This window comes from Limnohabitans sp. (assembly GCF_030158565.1).
Lineage (GTDB): Bacteria > Pseudomonadota > Gammaproteobacteria > Burkholderiales > Burkholderiaceae_C > Limnohabitans_A.
Genome location: NZ_JAOASQ010000051.1, coordinates 1 through 21,356 on the forward strand (window position 1 = coordinate 1; position 21,356 = coordinate 21,356).

Consider the following 21,356-nt stretch of genomic DNA (forward strand, 5'->3'; position numbering starts at 1 on the left):
GGTTACAACCAGAAAATCGACGAAGCCACGGCCCGCGAAGAGTTCATCTACAACCCCTTCAGCCTGACGCCGGACGATCCGGAACCGCTCAAGCGTTTGCCGCACATCGTGGTGGTGATCGACGAGTTGGCCGACCTGATGATGGTGGTGGGCAAGAAGATCGAAGAGCTGATCGCCCGCTTGGCGCAAAAAGCCCGTGCCGCCGGCATCCATTTGATCTTGGCCACGCAGCGCCCGAGTGTGGACGTGATCACGGGTCTGATCAAGGCCAACATCCCGACCCGCATCGCCTTCCAGGTGTCCAGCAAGATCGACAGCCGCACCATCCTCGACCAGATGGGCGCCGAGGCGCTACTGGGCATGGGCGACATGCTGTACATGCCCTCGGGCACGGGTTTCCCGATCCGCGTGCATGGCGCGTTTGTGAGCGACGAAGAAGTGCACCGCGTGGTCAGCTACCTCAAAAGCCAGGGCGAGCCTGACTACATCGAGGGTGTGCTCGAAGGCGGCACGGTTGATGACGACGGCGGCATGTTGGGCGAAGGCGACAACGCCGAAAAAGACCCGATGTACGACCAAGCGGTCGAAGTGGTGCTCAAGAACCGCAAGGCCAGCATCTCTTTGGTGCAACGCCATTTGAAGATCGGCTACAACCGCGCTGCCCGTTTGGTGGAAGACATGGAAAAAGCGGGCCTTGTCAGTGCCATGAGTGGCAGTGGTCAACGCGAAATTTTGGTGCCCGCCCGGGCAGAGTGAGACACATGAAATTTTCACGTCGTCATGGGCTGCTTGCCAGCTTGCTGTTTTGTATGGGGGTGGGTTTGTCTGCACAGGCCCATGCCGACGGGCTGGATGCCTTGTCGCAGTTCATCAAGCAAACACGCAGTGGCCGTGCGCAGTTCACTCAGGTGGTCACCTCACCAGCGCGGCAAGGGCAGGTCGGCCGCAGCAAGACTTCCAGCGGCAGCTTTGAGTTTCAGCGTCCCGGCAAATTCCGCTTTGATTACCGCAAGCCCTTTGTGCAAACGTTGGTGGCCGATGGCCAGACGCTTTGGATGCACGATGTGGACTTGAACCAAGTGACGGCGCGCAACCAGGCGCAAGTGTTGGGCTCGACGCCCGTTGCTTTGTTGACGGCGGCCACTGACCTGGAAGGTCTCAAAACCGATTTCAGCTTCAAAACAGAGCCCGATCGCGATGGTCTGCAATGGGTCCGTGCGACGCCTCAAAAAACCGACGGTCAAATCCAGTCGGTGCAGGTGGGCTTGCGCACAACGGACAAAGGGGTGGAGTTGGCCGTGCTCGATGTGCAGGACAGCCTGGGTCAGCGCTCGCTGTTGAGTTTTTCTGCGTTCGAGCTCAACCCTGCCTTGCCCGCATCCAGCTTTGTGTTCAAGGCACCCGCCGGTGCCGATGTGATTCGACCTTGAAGCGCGCAGGCAAGCGATGACAGTCGTGCCACTTTCGCCCCAGGCCCCTTTGGCCGAACGCCTGCGCCCGCGCAATTTGGGTGAGGTGATCGGTCAACAACATTTGCTGGGCGAGGGCATGGCACTGCGATTGGCCTTTGAGTCCGGGCAGCCGCACAGCTGCATCTTGTGGGGCCCGCCTGGTGTGGGCAAAACCACCATTGCCCGTTTGATGGCCGATGCCTTTGATGCCCAGTTCTTGAGCATCAGTGCGGTGCTGGGCGGTGTCAAGGACATCCGTGAGGCCGTCGACAAAGCACAAGCGGCACGCACTGGTCTGCAACCGCAGCGCACCATCATGTTTGTGGACGAGGTGCACCGTTTCAACAAGAGCCAGCAAGACGCGTTCTTGCCGCATGTGGAAAGCGGCTTGTTCACCTTCATTGGCGCCACCACCGAGAACCCGTCCTTCGAAGTCAATTCGGCCTTGCTCTCGCGGGCGGCGGTGTATGTGCTGCAATCGCTGACCGAAGACGATTTGAAAAACATCGTCTTGCGCGCCCAAGGCATCCAAGCGGTTCCGGCGATCGAGCCCGAGGCCCTGGCCCGTTTGCTGGCCTACGCCGATGGCGATGCCCGGCGCCTGCTCAACACGCTGGAGACTTTGTCGATGGCGGCGGGCCGCGAAAAGATCGACCCGGTCACCGATGCCTGGTTGTTGCGGGTGTTGGGCGAGCGCATGCGCCGTTACGACAAAGGTGGCGAGCAGTTCTATGACACCATCAGCGCCTTGCACAAATCGGTGCGTGGCTCGGACCCCGATGCCGCACTGTATTGGTTCGTGCGCATGCTCGATGGCGGTGCCGATCCGCGCTACATGGCGCGGCGCTTGATCCGCATGGCCAGTGAAGACGTCGGTTTGGCCGATCCCCGCGCTTTGCGTCTGGCGCTGGATGCGGCCGATGTGTACGAGCGTTTGGGCAGCCCTGAGGGTGAGCTGACACTGGCCCAGTGCGTGATCTATCTGGCCATGGCCCCCAAATCGAATGCGGCCTACAAAGCCTTCAACGAAGCCAAAGCCTTCGTCAAGAAAGACGGCACGCGTCCTGTGCCCATGCATTTGCGCAATGCGCCCACCCAGCTCATGAAACAGCTGGATTACGGCAAGGGCTACCGTTACGCCCATGACGAAGAAGACGGCTTTGCCGCTGGGGAGCGTTACCTGCCGGAAGGCATGCCCGATCCGGGCTTTTACCGCCCTGTACGCCGGGGGCTGGAAATCAAAATCGCCGACAAACTGGAAGAACTGCGCAAACGCAATTCGGCCACAGGGTAATTCCTGAGCAAATCCAAGGCGGTCGGCATCCCGCCTTCTCTACAATTCCTCAACCCCGCCAGCGAAAAAAGCACCATTGGCGGGGTTTTTGCTATGTATTTGGAATCACCCAAAAGGTGCGTCTGGGTATTCAAAAGCCATTCCTGGCGCGACTCGGCAAGACCGGGTCCACATTCGGAGAGAAAAAAATGGACGTCTTCTTGCAGCAGGTCATCAACGGCCTGGTCATGGGCAGCATGTACGCCTTGGTGGCTTTGGGCTACACCATGGTGTACGGCATCATCAACCTGATCAACTTTGCGCACGGTGAAGTGCTGATGGTGGGCGCCCTGACGAGCTGGTCGGCCATCGGCATGATGCAGGGCGCCATGCCCTGGGCGCCGGGTTGGCTGATCCTGATCCTGGCGACCTTGATTGCCTGCGTGGTGGCCGTCGCGCTCAATTTCACGATTGAGAAAGTGGCCTACCGCCCCTTGCGCAACAGCCCCAAGCTGGCGCCCCTGATCACGGCGATTGGCATGAGCATCTTGCTGCAGACCCTGGCCATGATCATCTGGAAGCCCAACTACAAGGCCTACCCCACCTTGCTGCCCAGCACCCCGATCAATGTGGCGGGTGCGGTGATCACCCCTACGCAAATCATGATTTTGGGCGTTACAGCCGTCTCGCTGGCGGTGCTGATGTGGTTGGTCAACTACACCCGACTGGGCCGCGCTATGCGGGCCACAGCCGAGAACCCGCGTGTGGCCGGTCTGATGGGCGTCAAGCCCGACATGGTGATTTCGGCCACCTTTGTGATTGGCGCCATCTTGGCGGCCATTGCGGGCGTCATGTACGCCTCCAACTACGGCACGGCGCAACACGCCATGGGCTTTTTGCCGGGCCTCAAAGCCTTCACCGCCGCCGTGTTTGGTGGCATTGGCAACCTGTCGGGCGCTGTGGTGGGTGGCATCTTGCTGGGCCTGATCGAGGCCATTGGCTCGGGCTACATCGGTCAGCTCACCGGCGGTGTGCTGGGCAGCCACTACACCGACATCTTTGCATTCATCGTCCTCATCATCGTTTTGACCCTGCGCCCCTCGGGCCTGATGGGTGAACGCGTGGCAGACCGCGCTTGATCGAAGGGACTGCTGTCATGAAAAACAACAAAACACTTCAATTCATCTTGGTGGGTGTGGCGCTCATCGTGCTGCCGCTCATCCTTCAGGGCTTTGGCAACGCCTGGGTCCGCATCGCCGACATGGCCTTGCTCTACATCCTGCTGGCGCTGGGCCTGAACATCGTGGTCGGCTACGCCGGGTTGCTCGACCTGGGTTACGTCGCGTTCTTCGCGGTGGGGGCCTACATGTACGGCCTGCTGTCTTCGCCGCACCTGACCAACACCTTCGAATGGATCGCCGCCGTGTTCCCTGCGGGCATGCACATGCCGATCTGGTTGATCGTGCCGGTGGGTGCCGCATTGGCGGGCTTGTTTGGCATGTTGCTGGGTGCGCCCACGCTCAAGTTGCGGGGCGACTACCTGGCCATCGTGACGCTGGGTTTCGGTGAAATCATCCGGGTGTTCATGAACAACCTGGACCACCCGGTCAACATCACCAACGGCCCCAAGGGCCTGGACCAGATCGATCCGATCTCGGTTTTTGGCATCAATTTGGGCAAGAAGCTGATGGTCGGTGACTTCGAAATCTCTTCGGTCTCGCTGTACTACTACCTGTTCCTGAGTCTGGTGCTGGTGGCCATCTTGATCTCGCACCGCCTGGAGTTTTCGCGCATCGGCCGTGCCTGGATGGCGATTCGTGAAGACGAAATCGCCGCCAAGGCCATGGGCCTGAACACCCGCAACTTGAAGCTGCTGGCTTTTGGCATGGGAGCCACTTTCGGTGGGGTGTCCGGTGCCATGTTCGCGGGCTTTCAGGGCTTCATCTCACCCGAATCTTTCAGCCTGATGGAGTCGGTGATGATCGTGGCCATGGTGGTGCTGGGGGGCCTTGGCCATTTGCCCGGTGTGATTTTGGGCGCTGTCTTGTTGTCGGCCTTGCCAGAGGTCTTGCGCTACGTGGCCGGGCCTTTGCAGGCGCTGACCGATGGCCGTTTGGATGCATCCATCTTGCGCCAGTTGCTGGTGGCGCTGGCCATGATCGTGATCATGTTGATGCGGCCGCGTGGCCTGTGGCCATCGCCAGAGCACGGCAAAGCGCTCAAGACGAAATGAAAGACCCGCACATGACACAAGATATTGTTCTCCAGGTTGCAGGCATTTCCAAACGTTTTGGCGGCTTGCAAGCACTCACCGATGTGGGCATGACCATCCAGCGCGGTCAGGTCTATGGCCTGATTGGCCCCAACGGCGCAGGCAAGACCACGTTCTTCAACGTGATCACCGGCCTGTACACGCCCGATAGCGGCACCTTTGAGCTGGCAGGCAAGCCCTACCAGCCCACAGCCGTGCACGAAGTGGCCAAGGCGGGCATTGCCCGCACTTTTCAGAACATCCGTTTGTTTGCCGAAATGACCGCGCTCGAAAACGTGATGGTGGGTCGCCATGTGCGCACCCATTCGGGTTTGCTGGGTGCGATTTTCCGCACACCCGGCTTCAAGGCCGAAGAGGCTGCCATTGCCCAGCGTGCACAAGAGTTGCTGAATTACGTGGGCATTGGCAAATACGCCGACTTCAAGGCGCGCACCTTGTCGTATGGCGACCAGCGCCGACTGGAAATCGCCCGCGCCTTGGCGACCGACCCGCAGCTGATTGCGCTGGACGAACCGGCCGCTGGCATGAACGCGACCGAGAAAGTGCAATTGCGCGAATTGATTGACCGCATTCGCAAGGACAACCGCACCATCTTGCTGATCGAGCACGATGTGAAGCTGGTTATGGGCTTGTGTGACCGCGTGACGGTGCTCGACTACGGCAAACAGATTGCCGAAGGCACGCCGGCCGATGTTCAGAAAAACGAAAAAGTGATTGAAGCCTATCTGGGCACGGGAGGACACTGAGATGGCCGACATCCTTTTGAAAGTCAAAGACCTGCAAGTCGGCTACGGCGGCATTCAAGCGGTCAAGGGCGTGAGCCTCGAAGTGCGCGAAGGCGAACTGGTCTCGCTGATCGGCTCCAACGGTGCGGGCAAAACCACCACCATGAAAGCCATCACCGGCACTTTGCCATTGCAAGCCGGTGACATCGAGTATCTGGGTAAGAGCATCAAGGGCCAGGGCCCGTGGGACCTGGTCAAACAAGGCCTGGCCATGGTGCCCGAAGGCCGTGGCGTGTTCACCCGCATGACCATCACCGAAAACCTGCAAATGGGCGCCTACATCCGCTCTGACGCATCAGGCATCGCCGACGACATCGAGAAGATGTTCACCATTTTCCCGCGCCTGCGTGAGCGCAAGGACCAGCTGGCGGGCACCATGTCCGGTGGCGAGCAGCAAATGCTGGCCATGGGCCGTGCGCTGATGAGCCGCCCCAAGGTCTTGCTGCTGGACGAACCCTCCATGGGTTTGTCACCCATCATGGTCGACAAGATCTTTGAAGTCGTGCGCGATGTGTACGCCCAGGGCGTGACGGTGCTGCTGGTGGAGCAAAACGCCAGCCGTGCGCTGGCCATTGCCGACCGCGGCTATGTCATGGACTCCGGCCTGATCACCATGACCGGTGTGGGCAAAGACATGCTGGAAGACCCCAAGGTGCGAGCGGCTTATCTGGGCGAGTGAGCCTGGCTTGGATACCGGATCAAGTCCGGTATGACAGTCGTGTATGCATCCTTAGGAGTCGTGTGTGCATCCCCTCGGACCCGTGTGTGTCACCCCGGACTTGATCCGGGGTCCACCTTGTCAGCATGCACGTGGAGTGGATACCGGATCTTCGTCCGGTATGACCGCTGCACGGGGCTCAATTCCCTTGACTCGCGTCCAGCAGTCTTCAGTCCACGCGAGCACCGCTGGCCTTGACCACGGTTTCGTAGCGTGTCAGTTCTTTCTTCATGAACGCGCCAAACTGATCGGGCGTGTTGCCCACCGGCTCAGCCAGCAACTGGGCAAAGCGTGTTTTGGTTTCGGGCGCTTGCAGCGCAGTCACAAAAGCCTTGTTCAGCCGATCGACCACATCGCGTGGCGTGGCTGCAGGTGCCACCAGACCCCACCAAGTTTCGATCGAGAAGTCTTTCAAGGTCTCGTTCATGCTCGCGATGTCGGGCAGGGCGTTGCTGCGCTGTGCTGTGGTTACGGCCAAGGCCTTGAGTCGGCCGGCCTTGATGTTGGCTGCAGCCGTGGCCAAATTGTCAAAGTTGAAATCGACCTGTCCCGACAGCAAGGCCAGCTGGGCCGGGTTGCCCCCGTTGTACGGAATGTGCACCGCAAAAATACCTGCAGCCCGCTTGAACATTTCACCCGCCAAATGCCCCGCGCTGCCGTTGCCACCTGAGCCAAAGTTCAGCTTGGCAGGGTTGGCTTTGGCATAGGCCACCAAATCGGCCAGGGTGTTGATCTTCAGGCGTTGTGCGGTTTCGGCGTTCATCACCAGCACATTGGGCACGCGCAGCATTTGCGTGATGGGCGCAAAGTCGCGGGCCGCGTCATAAGGCATCTTGGCAAAAAGCCAGGGGTTGATGGCGTGGGTGGCGGTGGCCGCAACGCCAATCGTCAGGCCATCGGGTGCGGCTTTGGCCACCAGGTCAGCCCCCAGGTTGCCGCCAGCGCCGGGGCGGTTTTCAATGATCACGGTGCCCAGCGTGTCTTTGACCCGTTCGGCCAGCACTCGCGCCGTGACATCGATGGGCCCACCCGCCGCATAAGGCACGATGATGCGGATCGGCTTGCCTTGAGCCCAGGCCGAGGTGGCCAGACCGCAAGCCATGGCACTCAGGCAAAAGTCACGGCGTTGCATGGTTCAGGCCTTGGCCTTGTCGGCTTCCGACGTGAACGAATCGGCGTAAAACTCTTCTTCAGGCAAACCGCCTTGCGACACATAGTCGCGCTTGGCCGAATCCACCACGATGGGCGCACCGCAGGCATAGACCTGGTGACCTGACAGATCGGGAAAGTCCTGCAACACCGCCTGGTGAACAAAGCCGGTGCGGCCAGACCACTGGTCTTCGGCCTCGGCGTTGGAGATGACGGGCACGTAGCGCAGATTGGGCATCTCGGCCAGGCGGGCCTCCACCCAGTCGGCCATGTACAGGTCAGAGGGGCGGCGACCGCCCCAGTACAGCGTGGCGGGGCGGGTGATACCGCGGTGCTGCATGTGCTCGATCAGCGCCTTGATGGGCGCAAAGCCCGTGCCCGAGGCCAGCAGCACGATGGGTTTTTCGTTGTCTTCACGCAGGTAAAAGCTGCCGTACGGGCCTTCGGCGCGCAGGATGTCTTTTTCCTTCATGGTGGTGAACACCGGGTCGGTGAACTTGCCGCCGGGCATGTGGCGGATGTGCAGCTCCACCGTGGGTGGAGCCACCTCCAGCGTGTGCGGGGCGTTGGCCATGCTGTAGCTGCGGCGTGAGCCGTCACGCAGCAAGAACTCGATGTACTGACCGGCGTGGAACTTCATCACGTCGTTGGCGGGCAGTTGCAGTTTGAGCACGATCACGTCGTGTGATTTTTTCTCCAGGCTGACCACGCGCACCGGCATCTTCTTGACGGGCAAGCCGCCTTCGGCGGTCACTTGTTTCGATTCGAGCACCACGTCGCTTTGGGCGGTGGCGCAGCAGGTCAGCACCAGGCCTTGGGCTTCTTCCTCGTCGCTCAGGGCTTTGGCCTGGTGGGGGCCGTGGACCACGGTGCCCGAGATCTTTTTGCACTTGCACGAACCGCAGGCGCCGTCCTTGCAGCCATAGGGCAGGCCGATGCCCTGGCGGATGCCTGCCGTGAGCAGGGTTTCGTTCTCGTCGGCGGTGAAGCTGCGGCCGCTGGGCTGCACGGAAATTTGGAAGCTCATCTTTTCGGTATCCTTGAGGGATCGTCTTTGACCCGGAACCTCTGATTTTGCCTTCAAACCAAACTCCCTTGGGCGCACTGCCCGCCCGGTTTCGCCGTCAGCGTGTCCTGATTGTGGGTTGTGGCGACGTCGGCTTGCGCACCGCAGGCCAGTTGGGTGCGCCGCAAAGCCAGCGTGTGCGCCTGATGGCGCTGACTTCGTCGCCCGAACGTGTGCGTTTGCTGCGCGCTTGTGGCATCACCCCTTTGCAGGGTGATCTGGACGATGCCGCGAGCCTTCGCCGCTTGGCGGGCATTGCGCACCGGGTGATTCATCTGGCCCCGCCGCCCAGTGAGCGCCGTGGCGACTGGGAGCACGACCCCCGTACCCAGGCCTTGGGCCGTGTGCTGCGTTTACGCACGCTCCCACAGGTGTTGGTTTATGGCTCGACCACCGGCGTATACGGCGACTGTGCAGGCGAACGCGTCAGCGAATCGCGTGCCGTCAAGCCGCACACGCCCCGAGCCCAGCGCCGTGTGGACGCCGAGATGGCCATGCGGTTTTTGGGCCGCAGCGGTGTGCGGGTGAGCGTCTTGCGCATTCCAGGCATTTATGCGGCCGACCGCGAGGGCGGCACGCCGCGCGAGCGTTTGCTCAAAGGCACACCGGTGCTGGTGCCCAAAGAAGACGTGTACACCAACCACATCCACGCGACCGACCTGGCCCGAGCCTGCGCCGCTGCCTTGTGGCGCGGCAAGCCGCAGCGTGTGGTCAATGTGAACGACGACACCGACTTGAAGATGGGCGACTACTTCGATCTGGCGGCCGGTTTGTATGGTTTACCCAAGCCCCCGCGCATTTCGCGTCATGACGCCAACACCGCCTTGCCGCTGATGTTGCTGAGCTTCATGAACGAATCGCGCAGGTTGGACAACACCCGCATGAAGCAGGAGCTGCGACTCAAGTTGCGTTACCCGCATGTGCGCGATGGCTTGAGTCCGCAAACGGCCTTGTTCGGCAGCTGATATGGTTTCGCTGCGCATTGACAAATGGCTGTGGGCGGCGCGGTTCTTCAAGACCCGCAGCATCGCCAGCGACGAGATCGGTAAGAACCGTGTGCAGATCAATGGCCAAGATGCCAAGGCCTCGCGCGAAGTCAAACCGGGTGACACCGTGCGCATGCGGCAAGGCCCAGTGGAACGCACCGTACGGGTGAAGGCCGTCAGTGGCGTGCGGGGGCCAGCGCCGGTGGCGCAATTGCTTTACGAGGAAACTGCCGAAAGCCTGGCGCAGCGGCAAAAACTGGCCGAAATGAACCGTTTGTCGCGCGAGCCTGCGCTGAGCATCGAGCAGGGACGACCCACCAAGCGGGATCGCCGTCAGATCGAGAAAACCTGGGACGACCGCTGGAGTGCCGGCATCGATTGAAGCCCGGGTGACTTGAAATGGTCTGCGCTTCAGAACTCGTCTTTCACCATGGTCAAGCCGAGGGCATCCCAGTCGAGCATGCCGCCGCGGTAGTAATAAATTTTGTTGGCCGGAAAGCCCTCTCGTGTCATGGCACGAATGGCCATGGGGCTTTGTGGACAGACGGGCCCATTGCAGAAAGCAAAAATTTTCTTGGCCTCGGTGCAGTTCCATTGGCTGCCCGTTTTTTTGCAACCCAATTCGCTCAGACGCGAGGCCACCTCTGTGTAGGGGATGCCCACGGAGCCCGGGATGGTGCCTTTGACGCGGTCGTTGGTGTCCCGCATGTCCACGACCAAGGCGTTGCGGTCACTCAGGGCTTCCAAAATTTCGATCTCACCGACGGGGTGAACGCCGGCGACGGGGACCAAGGGCTGCAAGGTGCCGCCGTTTTTGGCAGCCACGGTCATGACACGGGTGATTTCAACCGGGCCTTTGGTGGTTTTCACGACAACGGATTTCTGGTTGTCAAAAATGTTCAAGGCTGTCCCTACGGGAATGACGGCGGCTTGGCCAAAGGCAGCGCCTGCAAAACCAATTCCTAAGAGCCAAGCTGAAATGCTTTTCATGGTCATTGTTCAAAAAGTTGAGTATCAGGGGATCCTGACTTTGGAGGCTTTGTTTTGCCTTGATTTGCATCAATGGCTGAGTCAGGGTTATCCCCATCCCGCAGGGGCGCCTTGATTGCGCCCAAATAGTTGTGCGACAAGATCTGTCAATGTGTTTTGGGTGACAATCACGTTTCAATTCTGAAATAAGTCGGGAAGTTCTATGGTCAAAATGACCCATAAATCTGCAGGGGACCGGTCCATTGCCGTTTCGGATGAGCAAATCGAAAAAGCTGCAGAGGTTTTTCGCGTCATGTCGGCACCCATGCGCTTGAGGATCATCAGCTGCTTGTGCAGTGGCGAGAAAAATGTCGGTGAATTGCTCACGGAGATTGATACGACACAGCCCAATATGTCACAGCACTTGAACACGCTTTATTTGGCAGGGGTATTGGACAAACGCCGAGAAGGCGTTCAGATCTACTACAGGATCGTCAACAACAACATCGTCAACATTTGCCGGGCAGTGTGTCAACAAACCGATCTTGAAAGTTGAGCGTCAGTTTCGAGTCGGGTTTTCACTGTCGTGCCCATGTAGGATGAGCCGCTAATATCAGTCTATCAGGAGACACGAATGAAGCGTTGGTTATTATTGATTTCAGGTTTGTTGGCCTGCACCTTGAGCATGGCGCAAATCAAGGTGGTTTACCACTTGAGTGAAGGCATTCCCCAAGCCTCACGCGCGATTGGCAACATGCGCAATCACCTCAATGCAGACCCAACAGCCAAGATTGTGGTGGTGACCCACGGCTTGGGAATTGATTTTCTTCTGGATGGTGCAACCAATCAGATGGACCAACCCTTTGCAGGCAGCGTGAGCGATCTGGTGGGCAAAGGGGTGGAGTTCCGTGTGTGCAACAACACATTGGTCTCGCGCAAAATCTCTGCAGACAAGGTCCAGATGGAAGCCAAGGTGGTTCCTTCGGGTGTTGCTGAAGTGGCCAAACTGCAAGCCAAAGAAGGCTTTGTTTATCTGCGCCCGTGATGGTCCATGAGGACCGTCATCAATCCGTTTTTTGAGGAGTTTTCATGAAAATTCAACACGCTTTGAGCGCCACTGCGCTGCTGGCACTGTCTGGCCTGGCGCAAGCCCAGATTGATCCGCTTCACGTGCGCAGCATGGCGGCCTCTTGTTCGGCTTGTCATGGCACCGATGGGCGCGCCCAGCCGGGCATGGAGTCGTTGGCCGGTGCCAACAAGGACGACATGGTCAAGAAAATGCTGGATTTCAAGACGGGTCGCAAGCCCGCCACCATCATGCACCAGCTGTCCAAGGGCTATTCCGACGAGCAGATCGTCGCCATCGCTGGCTACTTTGCCGCCCAAAAGAAATAAGGAAAACAGCCATGCAACGTCGTCATTTTTTGCAGACAGGTTCCGCACTGGGAGCCATGGGTTTGGTTTCGGGTTGTGCCACAGTGGGTGGCGGCAGCGGCCCCAAAGTGGTGGTCATTGGCGGTGGCTATGCCGGCGCTACGGCGGCCAAATACCTGCGCATGTGGTCTGAGCACAAAATTCAGGTCACCTTGGTGGAGCCCAACGATGCGTTCATTTCCTGCCCCATCTCCAACTTGGTGATTGGCGGCAGCAAGACCATCGCCGAGATCACCACCCCCTATGACAACCTGACCAAGCGCCACGGTGTGAACATCATCAAGGACCGCGTCAACACCATTGATGCGGAAAAGCGCATCGTCAAGCTGGCCGGTGGCACCGAGCTGGCTTATGACCGCTTGATCGTCTCGCCCGGCGTGGACTTCATGTGGGAAACCTTGCCTGGCATGGCCAAGGCAGGTGCCAAAGACAAAGTCATGCACGCTTGGAAAGCGGGCGAGCAGACCGTCACGCTGCGCAAGCAACTCGAAGCCATGCCTGATGGCGGTGTGTTCGCCATGTCGATCCCTTTGGCGCCTTACCGCTGCCCGCCCGGCCCCTACGAGCGCGCTTGCCAGGTGGCTGAATATTTCACCAAGGCCAAGCCCAAGAGCAAGGTGCTGATTTTGGATGCCAACGACGACGTGACATCGAAAGGTCCCTTGTTCAAGAAGGCTTGGACCGAGCGTTACAAAGGCATTGTCGAATACCGTGGCAAACACCGAGTGACCGATGTGGACGCCGCCACCAACACCTTGAAGTTCGAGTTCAACGACGACATCAAGGCCAGCGTGCTCAACGTCATTCCTGAAATGCGTGCGGGTGACATCGCCGTCAACGCAGGTCTGGCCACGGCCAACAAGCGCTGGTGCGAGGTCGACTTCCTGACTTTCGAGTCAAAGGCTGCCAAAAACGTCCATGTGCTTGGCGATTCGATCCAGATTGCCCCGGGTATGCCCAAGTCTGGCCACATGGCCAACCAACACGGCAAAACCTGCGCTGCAGCGGTGATCGCTTTGTTGATGGGCAAAGAGGTCAATCCCATGCCGATTTACAACAACACCTGCTACAGCTTTGTCAGCTCGGAAGACGTGGTCCACGTGGCCAGCGTGCACCGCTACGATGCGGAAAAGAAAACCATGCTGACGGTGCCGGGCTCCGGTGGTGTGTCCAGCGCAGCCAACGAATTGGAGGGCCGCTATGCCCACGCTTGGTCGCGTAACATTTGGGCCGATACGCTGGCGTGAGGTTCAATCGGAAAACGCCGCAGTCGCCAGACTCGCGGCGTTTTTTTACGGCCATTTTTTGCAAGTCGAGGTACATCATGAAAAAAACAGTCACATCCCGCCGCCTGTTGCAAGCAGCTTTGCTGCTGGGTTTTGCGGCGCTGGGCAATTCAGCCATGGCCCAGGCGGATGAAGCGCGCGCCAAAAAAATCGTGGGTGGAGTTTGCTTTGTTTGCCACGGCGCAGAGGGTGAATCGTCCAGTGAAGTGTTCCCGCGTCTGGCCGGTCAGCACTGGGAATACACCGCCAAGCAGCTCGAGAACTTCAAAAGTGGCAAGCGCAAGAGCACAGCCATGGCTGACATGGTGGCCAAGTTGACACCCGATGAGATGGTGGCTTTGGGTAAATTTTTTGAGAAACAAGCCGTTGCGGTGGAGCCTGCCAAAGACCAGGGTCTGGCGGCCGTTGGCAAGTACATCTACCACCAGGGCAACAAGTACAGCGGTCTGGCCGCTTGCGCCAGTTGTCATGGGGCGGAAGCCAAAGGGACAACGGCTTTACCTCGCCTTGCTGGTCAGTATGCAGACTACATCGCCACGCAGTTGCAACAGTTCAACAAGCGCGAACGCACCAATGACAACGCCGTGATGCACGCCATCGTCAGCAAGATGACGCCGCTGGAAATGGTGGCTGTGGCGGAGTACCTGAGCGGCAAATGACGGTGCTCAGTCTCAGGGCGCGGTAAATCCTGAAAGGGGCATTGGCTCCGATGGCTTGGTGCTGGCCGATGTGCCGCCATCCAGCCAACGGTCGGTCAGGCCCGCTCCTGCCCACATGCCCACCAGGCTCACCCATGCGGTCAGGGCAAAAATGGCACCGCCAGTAACGCCTGCTCCGACAGCGCAGCCGCCAGCCAGCATGGAGCCGAATCCCATCAAAATCGCGCCGCCGATGTAGCGGCGCATGCTGTAACCATCGGTGAAGCCTTCCAGCTTCCAGTCTTTGCCGATCAGCGCACCGACCAAAGAGCCCAGGAAAACGCCTGGCATCAGACCGAATTCAAAGCCGATCGGTGGCCAAGGCCATTGCACCACCCGCATCAACCATTCGGCAGAAGGGCCACTGAAGGTCAAGCCCTGAATTTGCACCGGATCAAATGACTCGCGCGCCACCCACTGGCTAAACCCCCAAGCAGCGGCGACCATCAGTCCCGTGCCGATACCCCCCACCCACATCCATAAACTGCGCTGAGGTGAGCGCCATGAAAAATACAGGGCGGCGATGAGCCACACGCCGCCCATGGCCAAGCCCGCTCCGTGTCCTAGACCTGTGATGGCCAGCAGGTCGCGCGCTGCACCGCCAGGGATGGTCCACCAACTGCTGATCGCCAGGCGCAAAGGCGACAAAACGCCTGAGAGTGCTGATTGGGCCGTGACAGCAAATATCAGGCCCGACAGCAGGGCTCGCAAATTGCCATTGGCCGACAGCACCAGCAGTCGGCTGGCGCAGCCGCGGGTCATGACCATGCCAATGCCGAAGGTCAAGCCACCGATGAGTGCACCGGACAGGCTGCCGGTGGCAGAGATTTGGCGTGCGTTGTTGGTATCCAGCCAGCCCATCAAGACCATGAGCTGTACGGTGATCACGGCAGAGGCAAAGGCCAGCAACCAAACTGAAAGCTTGTCGCCAAAACGGCGGTGCCAGAATTCGATCACTGCCGCTCGCAAGCAAAAGCGCGAGCGCTGGGCAAAAAATCCAAACAGGCCGCCGATCAGCGCGCCACCCGTGGCGAGCACCGTGGGGTTTCCGTAGGCTTCCAGCCATTGAGCCATGGGCATGGCAATCTCCATTTACATCATTGTTGAATGATGTATATCCTAAGCCCGAAGTCGTTCTAGGCGTTGATGGAGGTCAAGAAGCGAATTCAGACCACCCAGCCCATGCCTTTGCTCAGACGCCAGGCCATGCCTGCGCCGATCCAGATGCCGATCAGTGTGAGCCAAGCGGTCAGTGCAAAAATCGCACCACCGGTCATGCCGGCACCGACCGTGCAGCCACCAGCGAGGACCGCACCAAAGCCCATCAATATCGCCCCGGACAAGTAATGCCCCAGCTTGTTCTCGGTTTTGAAGCCTTCAAATTTGAAGTCACGACCGAGCAAAGCCCCGATCAAGGAGCCCACAAAGGCACCAGGCAGCACGCCGGTGTCAAAACCCCAACTGGCCGCGTTGGCCGTGGACAGGACCCGCATCAACCACTCGGCGGAGGGGCCGCTGAAGCTCAGGCTTTGTACCGCCACCGGTTCAAACGATGCGCCTGCAACGGCCTGTGTGAGCCCCCAGCCCATCGCGATGGTCAGGCCAGTCACTGTCGCGCCCAAGCCCAAGGCCCAGCGACCCGCGTGGTGGCGCATGAAGAACGCCAGGCCAACGACAAAAACCAAGGTCGAAAGAATCAAACCACCCACCGAACCCATCCCGCTGAGGACCAACAAATCGCGCGATGCCCCGCCGTCCACGGGCCACAACTGGCTCAATGTGCTGCGCAAGGGCGCCAACCAACCGCCAATCGTGGCTTGTACCGTGACGGCAAACACCAAACCAGACAGCAGGGCGCGCAAATTGCCATTGGCCGACAGCACCAACAAACGACTGGCGCAGCCGCGCGTCAAAATCATGCCGGCACCAAAGCACAAGCCTCCCAACACAGCCCCGGATATGCTGCCCGGCTGCGCGATGAAACGGCTGACCGAAGGTTGAAGCCAGCCTAAGGCCACCAGGATTTGTACACCCATTAAGCAGGCACCAAAAGCCAGGAGCCAGACGCTCAGGCGCTCGCCAGCCTGGCCTTCACAGCATTCCAGGACTGCGGCACGGGCGCAAAAACGTGTACGTTGGGCAGCAAAACCAAACACCAAGCCGATGATCGCGCCGCCTGCGGCCAGCACATTGGCGTCTCCCCAGGTTTCCAGCAGGCTTGCAAGATTCACATTGATCTCCAATAATTTGATAATTGCTTATATTTCGTCTTGCCTAAACTGATTGACAATACATTGTGTATTTTCCTGGTTTTTTGATCGGTATTCATGAAAGAGCCCATTTTGTACTTCGCCTCGCACCGTCGCCAGTTTTTGGGGCTGGTGACTTTGGCGTGGGCCCAAGTGGGGGGCGCCCAATCGGTCATGCCAGCACTTTTGCCATCTCCCCCCTCCCTGCAGATTGAATTGGCCAAGGCTTTGCAGCAAAAGCAAGCCCTGATCGTCATGGTGAGCTTGGAGGGCTGTGCCTTTTGCCGTATTGCCCGCAGCAGCCATTTGGTGCCCATGCAAAAAGCAGGAACGCCCATCGTGCAGCTGGACATGCGCAGTGTTCAGGGTGTTCTGGATTTCCAAGGACGTGCGACCACGCACGATCAATTGATCAAGCAGTGGCGCATCTCTGTTGCCCCGACTTTGCTGTTTTTCGGTCCAGGTGGTAAAGAAGTTGCAGAGAGAATGGAGGGCGGTTACCTGCCCGATTTTTATGGACCCTATCTGGAAGAGCGATTGCTCAAGGCTCGGCAGGCGCTTTGAGTGAGTTCTTTGTGTGCTGTCAAAAGCTACTCGCCTACTTAACAATTAGCCATGATTCCAATTCGCATTGATTCCGCTTGGCAAGGCACCTCGGATTGCCGCAGTTGCGGCATCCGAGACATGGTGTTGTTTGCCGATCTCAATGAGCAAGACTTCAGCGACATGCACACGCCCATTGATGACCTGAGCTTTCAGTCAGACGCCATCTTGTACTCTGAAGGTCAATCAGCGCAAGGTGTGTTCACGCTGAGAAAGGGCACCGTCAAGTTGGTGCGTGCCACCGTGGATGGTCGTGAGCGGATTGTTCGGGTTTTGCGCCCTGGCGATGTGATTGGGCTGGAGGCCTTGGTGACCGGCCGCTATGACAGCGAAGCCGTTGCCATGGTGGATGTCAGTGTTTGTCGAATTCCTTTGTCGGTCATCAACCATCTGTCTGCGAACTCTCCCCGCTTGCATTTGCGCTTGATGCAAAAGTGGCAGCAAGCCTTGAAAGATGCCGACGATTGGTTGGCAGAACTGAATTTCGGTACTGCACGTCAGCGTGTGGCGAGCCTGGCCTTGAAAATGCGAGAGCCTGAAGAGCCCCGTTTCACCGCTTTTTTTGCGCGCGACGACATGGGGGCGATGCTCGATCTCAAGCTTGAAACTGTGAGTCGTGAAATTTCTGGCTTGGTGCGTGATGGTGCTCTGAAAGCCTGCGACAAGCAGGGACGCCGGTATGAAATACTGGACGAAAAAATGCTGATGCTCTGAACGGCACTGGCTGGGGTTTCGGCGCTTTCTCGCCGTCAAGCCCAGCAGCCCTGACATGCCTTTGTGGGCCGTGCCCTCGTCAATCTGGGCTTCATAGGTCTGCAAATCGATGATGTCGTAATCGACAAAAGCCTCGCGCACCATGGTCTCGTCATACATGTGGTCCAGCTTGCCTGGCCCGCCCGTATTGAACTTCAGTTGAGCTGCTGTGTAGCCCTGAATGATCAGGGTGCCGCCGGACTTGAGGCTTTTGTCCATCTGTTGATTCATCAGCCACATTAACCCCCCCAACATTGAAGGAATCCCCCATGAAAACCGCACATGATTTGGTGGCCGATGCCAAAAGCTGTACACAAGAAATCGCATTGAAAGACGCTGAACAAGCCATCAGGGAAGCCGATGTGTTGATTGACGTGCGTGAAGCCGATGAATTTGCCGCTGGCCACTTGGCTGGCGCAGTTTTGATGCCTCGCGGCTTGCTGGAGTTCAAACTCAGTGCAACGCCCGCCTTGGCTGCGCGAGACATCCATGTGGTGTTGTATTGCAAGACCAGTGGCCGAGCTGCGCTGGCCGCGCAGAGCATGCAAGCCATGGGCTATTTGCGTGTCAAATCGATTGCTGGGGGTTTTGATGCTTGGCTGGCCGCTGGCAAGCCGGTGGTCAAGCTAGAGCAACCCTCATTTGATTAAAAACCAGGCTGAATCAGTGAAAGCACTGATTTTTTGGGATGCATTTCGTCAACCCCGAAGCTGATTTATGCGTTAAATTAGTCGCCATTGATATTCAACACAAGGAGCTCCCATGAAATTGATTTCTGTACTCATTGCGGCCTCTGCTGCTTTCGCTGCACCCGCTTTCGCCAATTTGGATCTGGCCAAGAAGAACGCTTGCATGGCATGCCATGGCGTTGACAAAAAAGTGGTGGGCCCTGCCTACCAAGATGTCGCTAAGAAATATGCGGGTCAAAAAGACGCTGCGGCCAATCTGGCCAAGAGCATCAAAGCAGGTGGCTCTGGCAAGTGGGGTCCGATCCCCATGCCTGCACAAGCTGCTTTGAGTGATGCCGATGCCAACACTTTGGCCGCCTGGATCCTGGCTGGCGCCAAGTGATGTCCACTCCAATTGCTTGCAATTGGATGAAAAATTGAAAAGCCCGACTGGTACTCGTGGCTTTATCCTTCCGCTTCCGGGGCGACTCGGGAGCGGTTTTTTTTGGGGATAGAAAGTATGAACGTGATCAAGACTTCCTTGCTTGTGGGCTCGCTGTTGTTGCTGTCGATGACCGCGCACGCCCAGCCCGCGATTTTCAAAGATGCAGACCTCAAGTTGGGGCAAAAGCTGATCGCAGAAAACAAATGCGTGGAATGCCATGCCTCCAAAGTTCCCGGTGATGGCAGTGCCATTTACAAGCCCAAGGGACGCATCAACACGGCCGGTTTGTTGCGCGGCATGGTCGAGCAATGCAACACAGAACTCAACATGGGCATGTTTCCTGAAGAGGTCAATGCGGTGGCTGCTGTTTTGAACCGAGAGCATTACAAATTTAAATAAACCATTGCTTATATAGGGTATTTCCTATATTAGCTTTTGGCGATATACCTGATGATTTGTATCAAACGGTGTCCGTGCGTGGGCAGTGACACCACGTTTGATTGCAGCAAATCTGAAGGAGATACACATGCGCAAATCTTGGACCTGGGTGAAGTGGGGCGTTTTGGCCAGTTCGGTCTGGTTGACCGGCTGCGGCACCATCAGCACGATGGGCAAGCTCGAGACAGGCGCTGCTGCAGAGGCTGGTCGCATGTGGGACCGCTGGGTTGATGGCAATGGCGACATCGCAGTGGCCACCACCTGGGAGCGCAAAGTCAAGGCCGGTGTGACCGCCAATGAAGTTGAGCAAGTGCTCAAGCAAGTGGCCACCGAGCGCAACATGAAAGACGTGGGCACCTTGCCTTTGTCGAAAGAGCTGGAAGCACGCACCGGCCAAAAACAAAAACTGCTGACGGTGTACTCGTTCTGCACCCCTACCACCGCTCGCCGCATGGTGGACTTCAGCCCGCACATGGCCGCGTATTTGCCTTGCCGAATTTCCTTGGTGGAGAAAGAAGACGGCCTGTGGATGTACACCCTCAACATGGACATGATGGTCAAGATGGGGCGTCAGCTGCCTTCTCCCCTGAAGGAAGAGGCCCGCGCTGTGCGCGACACCATCTGGGAAATGATGGAGCGTGGCTCCAAGGGCGAGTTCTGATTTAAAAACACGAGGAGACAAAACATGAAAACGACACACACACTGCGCGCCACTGTCGCTGCATCGGCTTTGCTGTTGGCTTCTTTGTCGGCACACGCCACCAACGGCATGTTAATGGAGGGCTATGGCCCGCAATCGCTGGCCATGGGCGGCGCTGCCACGGCGTTTGACAATGGCACGGCGGCCATGATGAACAACCCCGCTACTTTGCAATTGGGGGCCAATGGTTCTCGCCTGGATGTGGCGTTGGGTGTTTTGGGACCCAACGTCAAATCCAGCATGACCGGCATGCCGACGGCATCGTCCAGCGGAACTTCTTATGTCATGCCCGCCATGGGCTGGGTTCGCAAAGACGACCGCATGACCTGGGGTGTGGGTGTTTTTGGTCAAGGTGGGATGGGTACTGAATACGGCGCTGACACGTTCTTGGCCATGCAAAGCGGCAAGGACGTGCGTTCCGAGTTGGCAGTGGGGCGCGTGATTTTCCCGGTGGCCTTGAAGGTCAATGAGCAGTTGAATATTGGCGCCTCTCTCGACTATTCATGGGCCAGCTTGGACATGAAGATGGCCGCCAGTGGTGCACAGTTGGGTGGCATGGTCACGGGTGGTTCGGGCAACATCGCAGCGGCTGCTGCAGGGTTGGCGGCGGCGCCATGGGCACGTATTGATTTCAGCAATTCCAATAAATTCACGGGTGCTGCCAAAGGCTCTGGCTGGACGGGCAAGTTGGGACTGGTTTTCCAGGCTAACAAAGACTTGTCTCTGGGATTGAGTCATCATCTCAAGACCAACCTCAGCGACATGACAACAACAGCGGCCGGTGCGAGCATGAGTGGCCCTGGCGGGTTCGCAGATGCAGGAAAGATCTCGGTGATCAACTTCCAGATGCCGGCATCCACCACAGTGGGCCTGGCATGGCAAGCCAGCCCCAAGTTGTTGGTGGCAGCAGATGTCAAGCGCCTCGGTTGGTCAAGTGTGATGAAGGGTTTTTCCATGCGCTACGACAGCGCCACCATGGGGGGTAATGTCAACTTCACCATGCCTCAAAACTGGAAAGACCAAACGGTCGTGGCCTTGGGTGGTGCCTACCAATTGGATGACGTCTGGACCTTGCGTGCGGGCTACAACCATGCATCTAACCCCATTCCTGACGGCACCGTCAATCCCTTGTTCCCGGCGATTGTGAAGAACCACTACACCGCAGGTTTTGGCTACAAGCTCAGCAAGTCGGTCAGCGTGGATGCTGCGATGTCCCATGCGCCGACTGTGACGGTCGTCAATACATCGGGGCAGATGCCTTTGACCATCAGCCACAGCCAGACCAACTATCAGATGTTGCTGAGCTACCGCTATTGAGTCCGCAGGTGCAACTGATCAGGGTTTATCCTGATCAGTTGCTGTTGCCCCTGTAATCCCTGGTTCAGATTCATCATTTATCGTATATATTCGCAC

The 21,356-nt window shown here is 58.3% G+C and carries 26 protein-coding genes; 21 read left to right on the forward strand and 5 right to left on the reverse strand.

The features are described from left to right. The 7 genes from Q1W40_RS10910 to Q1W40_RS10940 form a co-directional block, all read left to right on the forward strand. A partial coding sequence (locus Q1W40_RS10910) for a DNA translocase FtsK (RefSeq protein WP_300711808.1) occupies positions 1-756 on the forward strand: 756 nt, incomplete at its 5' end. A gap of 53 nt (positions 757-809) precedes the next feature. Continuing rightward, positions 810-1,430 (forward strand): outer membrane lipoprotein chaperone LolA, encoded by a 621-nt coding sequence (lolA, locus tag Q1W40_RS10915; RefSeq protein WP_300711874.1) that lies wholly within the window; start codon positions 810-812, stop codon positions 1,428-1,430. A 16-nt stretch (positions 1,431-1,446) separates the two neighbouring features. Further along, positions 1,447-2,745: a replication-associated recombination protein A gene (locus Q1W40_RS10920; RefSeq protein ID WP_300711811.1), complete on the forward strand. Its 1,299-nt coding sequence runs from the start codon at positions 1,447-1,449 to the stop codon at positions 2,743-2,745. Positions 2,746-2,933: 188 nt separating this feature from the next. After that, a complete protein-coding gene (locus Q1W40_RS10925) occupies positions 2,934-3,863 on the forward strand; it encodes a branched-chain amino acid ABC transporter permease (RefSeq protein ID WP_300711813.1) in 930 nt (309 codons plus the stop codon). A 17-nt stretch (positions 3,864-3,880) separates the two neighbouring features. Next, a complete protein-coding gene (locus tag Q1W40_RS10930; RefSeq protein WP_108325823.1) occupies positions 3,881-4,957 on the forward strand; it encodes an ABC transporter ATP-binding protein in 1,077 nt (358 codons plus the stop codon). 11 nt (positions 4,958-4,968) lie between these two features. After that, positions 4,969-5,742 carry an ABC transporter ATP-binding protein gene (locus tag Q1W40_RS10935; protein ID WP_300711816.1) on the forward strand — a complete coding sequence of 258 codons (774 nt, stop codon included), beginning with the start codon at positions 4,969-4,971 and terminating at the stop codon, positions 5,740-5,742. A 1-nt stretch (position 5,743) separates the two neighbouring features. Beyond that, the gene (locus Q1W40_RS10940; protein ID WP_300711817.1) at positions 5,744-6,460 is read left to right on the forward strand and encodes an ABC transporter ATP-binding protein; all 717 of its coding nucleotides are present in this window, start codon (positions 5,744-5,746) and stop codon (positions 6,458-6,460) included. Between the two features lie 208 nt (positions 6,461-6,668). Here Q1W40_RS10940 and Q1W40_RS10945 read toward each other — a convergent pair whose 3' ends face one another. Together Q1W40_RS10945 and Q1W40_RS10950 are read right to left on the reverse strand one after the other, a co-directional pair. Further along, positions 6,669-7,631 (reverse strand): tripartite tricarboxylate transporter substrate binding protein, encoded by a 963-nt coding sequence (locus Q1W40_RS10945; protein WP_300711819.1) that lies wholly within the window; start codon positions 7,629-7,631, stop codon positions 6,669-6,671. Between the two features lie 3 nt (positions 7,632-7,634). Continuing rightward, positions 7,635-8,675, reverse strand: coding sequence for a CDP-6-deoxy-delta-3,4-glucoseen reductase (locus Q1W40_RS10950; RefSeq protein ID WP_300711821.1), 1,041 nt, complete (start codon positions 8,673-8,675; stop codon positions 7,635-7,637). 47 nt (positions 8,676-8,722) lie between these two features. Here Q1W40_RS10950 and Q1W40_RS10955 point away from each other — a divergent pair, with 47 nt between their 5' ends. Both Q1W40_RS10955 and Q1W40_RS10960 read left to right on the forward strand, forming a co-directional pair. Beyond that, positions 8,723-9,679 (forward strand): SDR family oxidoreductase, encoded by a 957-nt coding sequence (locus tag Q1W40_RS10955; RefSeq protein WP_300711823.1) that lies wholly within the window; start codon positions 8,723-8,725, stop codon positions 9,677-9,679. 1 nt (position 9,680) lies between these two features. Next, positions 9,681-10,082, forward strand: coding sequence for an RNA-binding S4 domain-containing protein (locus Q1W40_RS10960; protein WP_300711825.1), 402 nt, complete (start codon positions 9,681-9,683; stop codon positions 10,080-10,082). 29 nt (positions 10,083-10,111) lie between these two features. Here the strand turns inward: Q1W40_RS10960 and Q1W40_RS10965 are convergent, their stop codons facing one another. Then, entirely contained in the window at positions 10,112-10,690 is a 579-nt protein-coding gene (locus Q1W40_RS10965) for a rhodanese-like domain-containing protein (protein ID WP_300711826.1), read from the reverse strand. A gap of 211 nt (positions 10,691-10,901) precedes the next feature. Between Q1W40_RS10965 and Q1W40_RS10970 the strand changes: the two genes are divergently transcribed. The 5 genes from Q1W40_RS10970 (at position 10,902) to Q1W40_RS10990 (ending at position 14,048) form a co-directional block, all read left to right on the forward strand. Beyond that, the gene (locus tag Q1W40_RS10970) at positions 10,902-11,225 is read left to right on the forward strand and encodes a metalloregulator ArsR/SmtB family transcription factor (RefSeq protein ID WP_300711876.1); all 324 of its coding nucleotides are present in this window, start codon (positions 10,902-10,904) and stop codon (positions 11,223-11,225) included. A gap of 78 nt (positions 11,226-11,303) precedes the next feature. Further along, entirely contained in the window at positions 11,304-11,714 is a 411-nt protein-coding gene (locus tag Q1W40_RS10975; RefSeq protein WP_300711828.1) for a DsrE family protein, read from the forward strand. Between the two features lie 44 nt (positions 11,715-11,758). Next, entirely contained in the window at positions 11,759-12,064 is a 306-nt protein-coding gene (locus Q1W40_RS10980; RefSeq protein ID WP_300711830.1) for a c-type cytochrome, read from the forward strand. Between the two features lie 11 nt (positions 12,065-12,075). After that, the gene (locus Q1W40_RS10985) at positions 12,076-13,350 is read left to right on the forward strand and encodes an FCSD flavin-binding domain-containing protein (RefSeq protein WP_300711832.1); all 1,275 of its coding nucleotides are present in this window, start codon (positions 12,076-12,078) and stop codon (positions 13,348-13,350) included. Between the two features lie 77 nt (positions 13,351-13,427). After that, positions 13,428-14,048, forward strand: a complete 621-nt coding sequence (locus Q1W40_RS10990) for a c-type cytochrome (protein ID WP_300711834.1) — start codon at positions 13,428-13,430, stop codon at positions 14,046-14,048. Positions 14,049-14,060: 12 nt separating this feature from the next. Here Q1W40_RS10990 and Q1W40_RS10995 read toward each other — a convergent pair whose 3' ends face one another. Together Q1W40_RS10995 and Q1W40_RS11000 are read right to left on the reverse strand one after the other, a co-directional pair. Beyond that, complete coding sequence (locus tag Q1W40_RS10995; RefSeq protein ID WP_300711836.1) at positions 14,061-15,167, reverse strand: YeeE/YedE family protein; 1,107 nt, start codon at positions 15,165-15,167, stop codon at positions 14,061-14,063. 86 nt (positions 15,168-15,253) lie between these two features. Next, entirely contained in the window at positions 15,254-16,318 is a 1,065-nt protein-coding gene (locus Q1W40_RS11000) for a YeeE/YedE family protein (protein WP_233250112.1), read from the reverse strand. Positions 16,319-16,414: 96 nt separating this feature from the next. Between Q1W40_RS11000 and Q1W40_RS11005 the strand changes: the two genes are divergently transcribed. The 7 genes from Q1W40_RS11005 (at position 16,415) to Q1W40_RS11035 (ending at position 21,260) form a co-directional block, all read left to right on the forward strand. After that, the gene (locus Q1W40_RS11005; RefSeq protein WP_233250113.1) at positions 16,415-16,900 is read left to right on the forward strand and encodes a hypothetical protein; all 486 of its coding nucleotides are present in this window, start codon (positions 16,415-16,417) and stop codon (positions 16,898-16,900) included. A gap of 162 nt (positions 16,901-17,062) precedes the next feature. Next, on the forward strand, positions 17,063-17,653 hold the full coding sequence (locus tag Q1W40_RS11010) for a Crp/Fnr family transcriptional regulator (protein ID WP_300711878.1): 591 nt from the start codon (positions 17,063-17,065) through the stop codon (positions 17,651-17,653). Between the two features lie 308 nt (positions 17,654-17,961). Next, positions 17,962-18,342, forward strand: a complete 381-nt coding sequence (locus Q1W40_RS11015; RefSeq protein ID WP_300711840.1) for a rhodanese-like domain-containing protein — start codon at positions 17,962-17,964, stop codon at positions 18,340-18,342. Between the two features lie 112 nt (positions 18,343-18,454). Further along, positions 18,455-18,763 carry a c-type cytochrome gene (locus tag Q1W40_RS11020; RefSeq protein WP_108325850.1) on the forward strand — a complete coding sequence of 103 codons (309 nt, stop codon included), beginning with the start codon at positions 18,455-18,457 and terminating at the stop codon, positions 18,761-18,763. Between the two features lie 117 nt (positions 18,764-18,880). Then, positions 18,881-19,204 carry a hypothetical protein gene (locus Q1W40_RS11025; RefSeq protein WP_300711841.1) on the forward strand — a complete coding sequence of 108 codons (324 nt, stop codon included), beginning with the start codon at positions 18,881-18,883 and terminating at the stop codon, positions 19,202-19,204. Positions 19,205-19,331: 127 nt separating this feature from the next. Next, complete coding sequence (locus Q1W40_RS11030) at positions 19,332-19,904, forward strand: DUF302 domain-containing protein (protein ID WP_108325852.1); 573 nt, start codon at positions 19,332-19,334, stop codon at positions 19,902-19,904. 24 nt (positions 19,905-19,928) lie between these two features. Next, complete coding sequence (locus Q1W40_RS11035) at positions 19,929-21,260, forward strand: outer membrane protein transport protein (RefSeq protein ID WP_300711842.1); 1,332 nt, start codon at positions 19,929-19,931, stop codon at positions 21,258-21,260. The last annotated feature ends 96 nt before the right edge of the window (positions 21,261-21,356 follow it).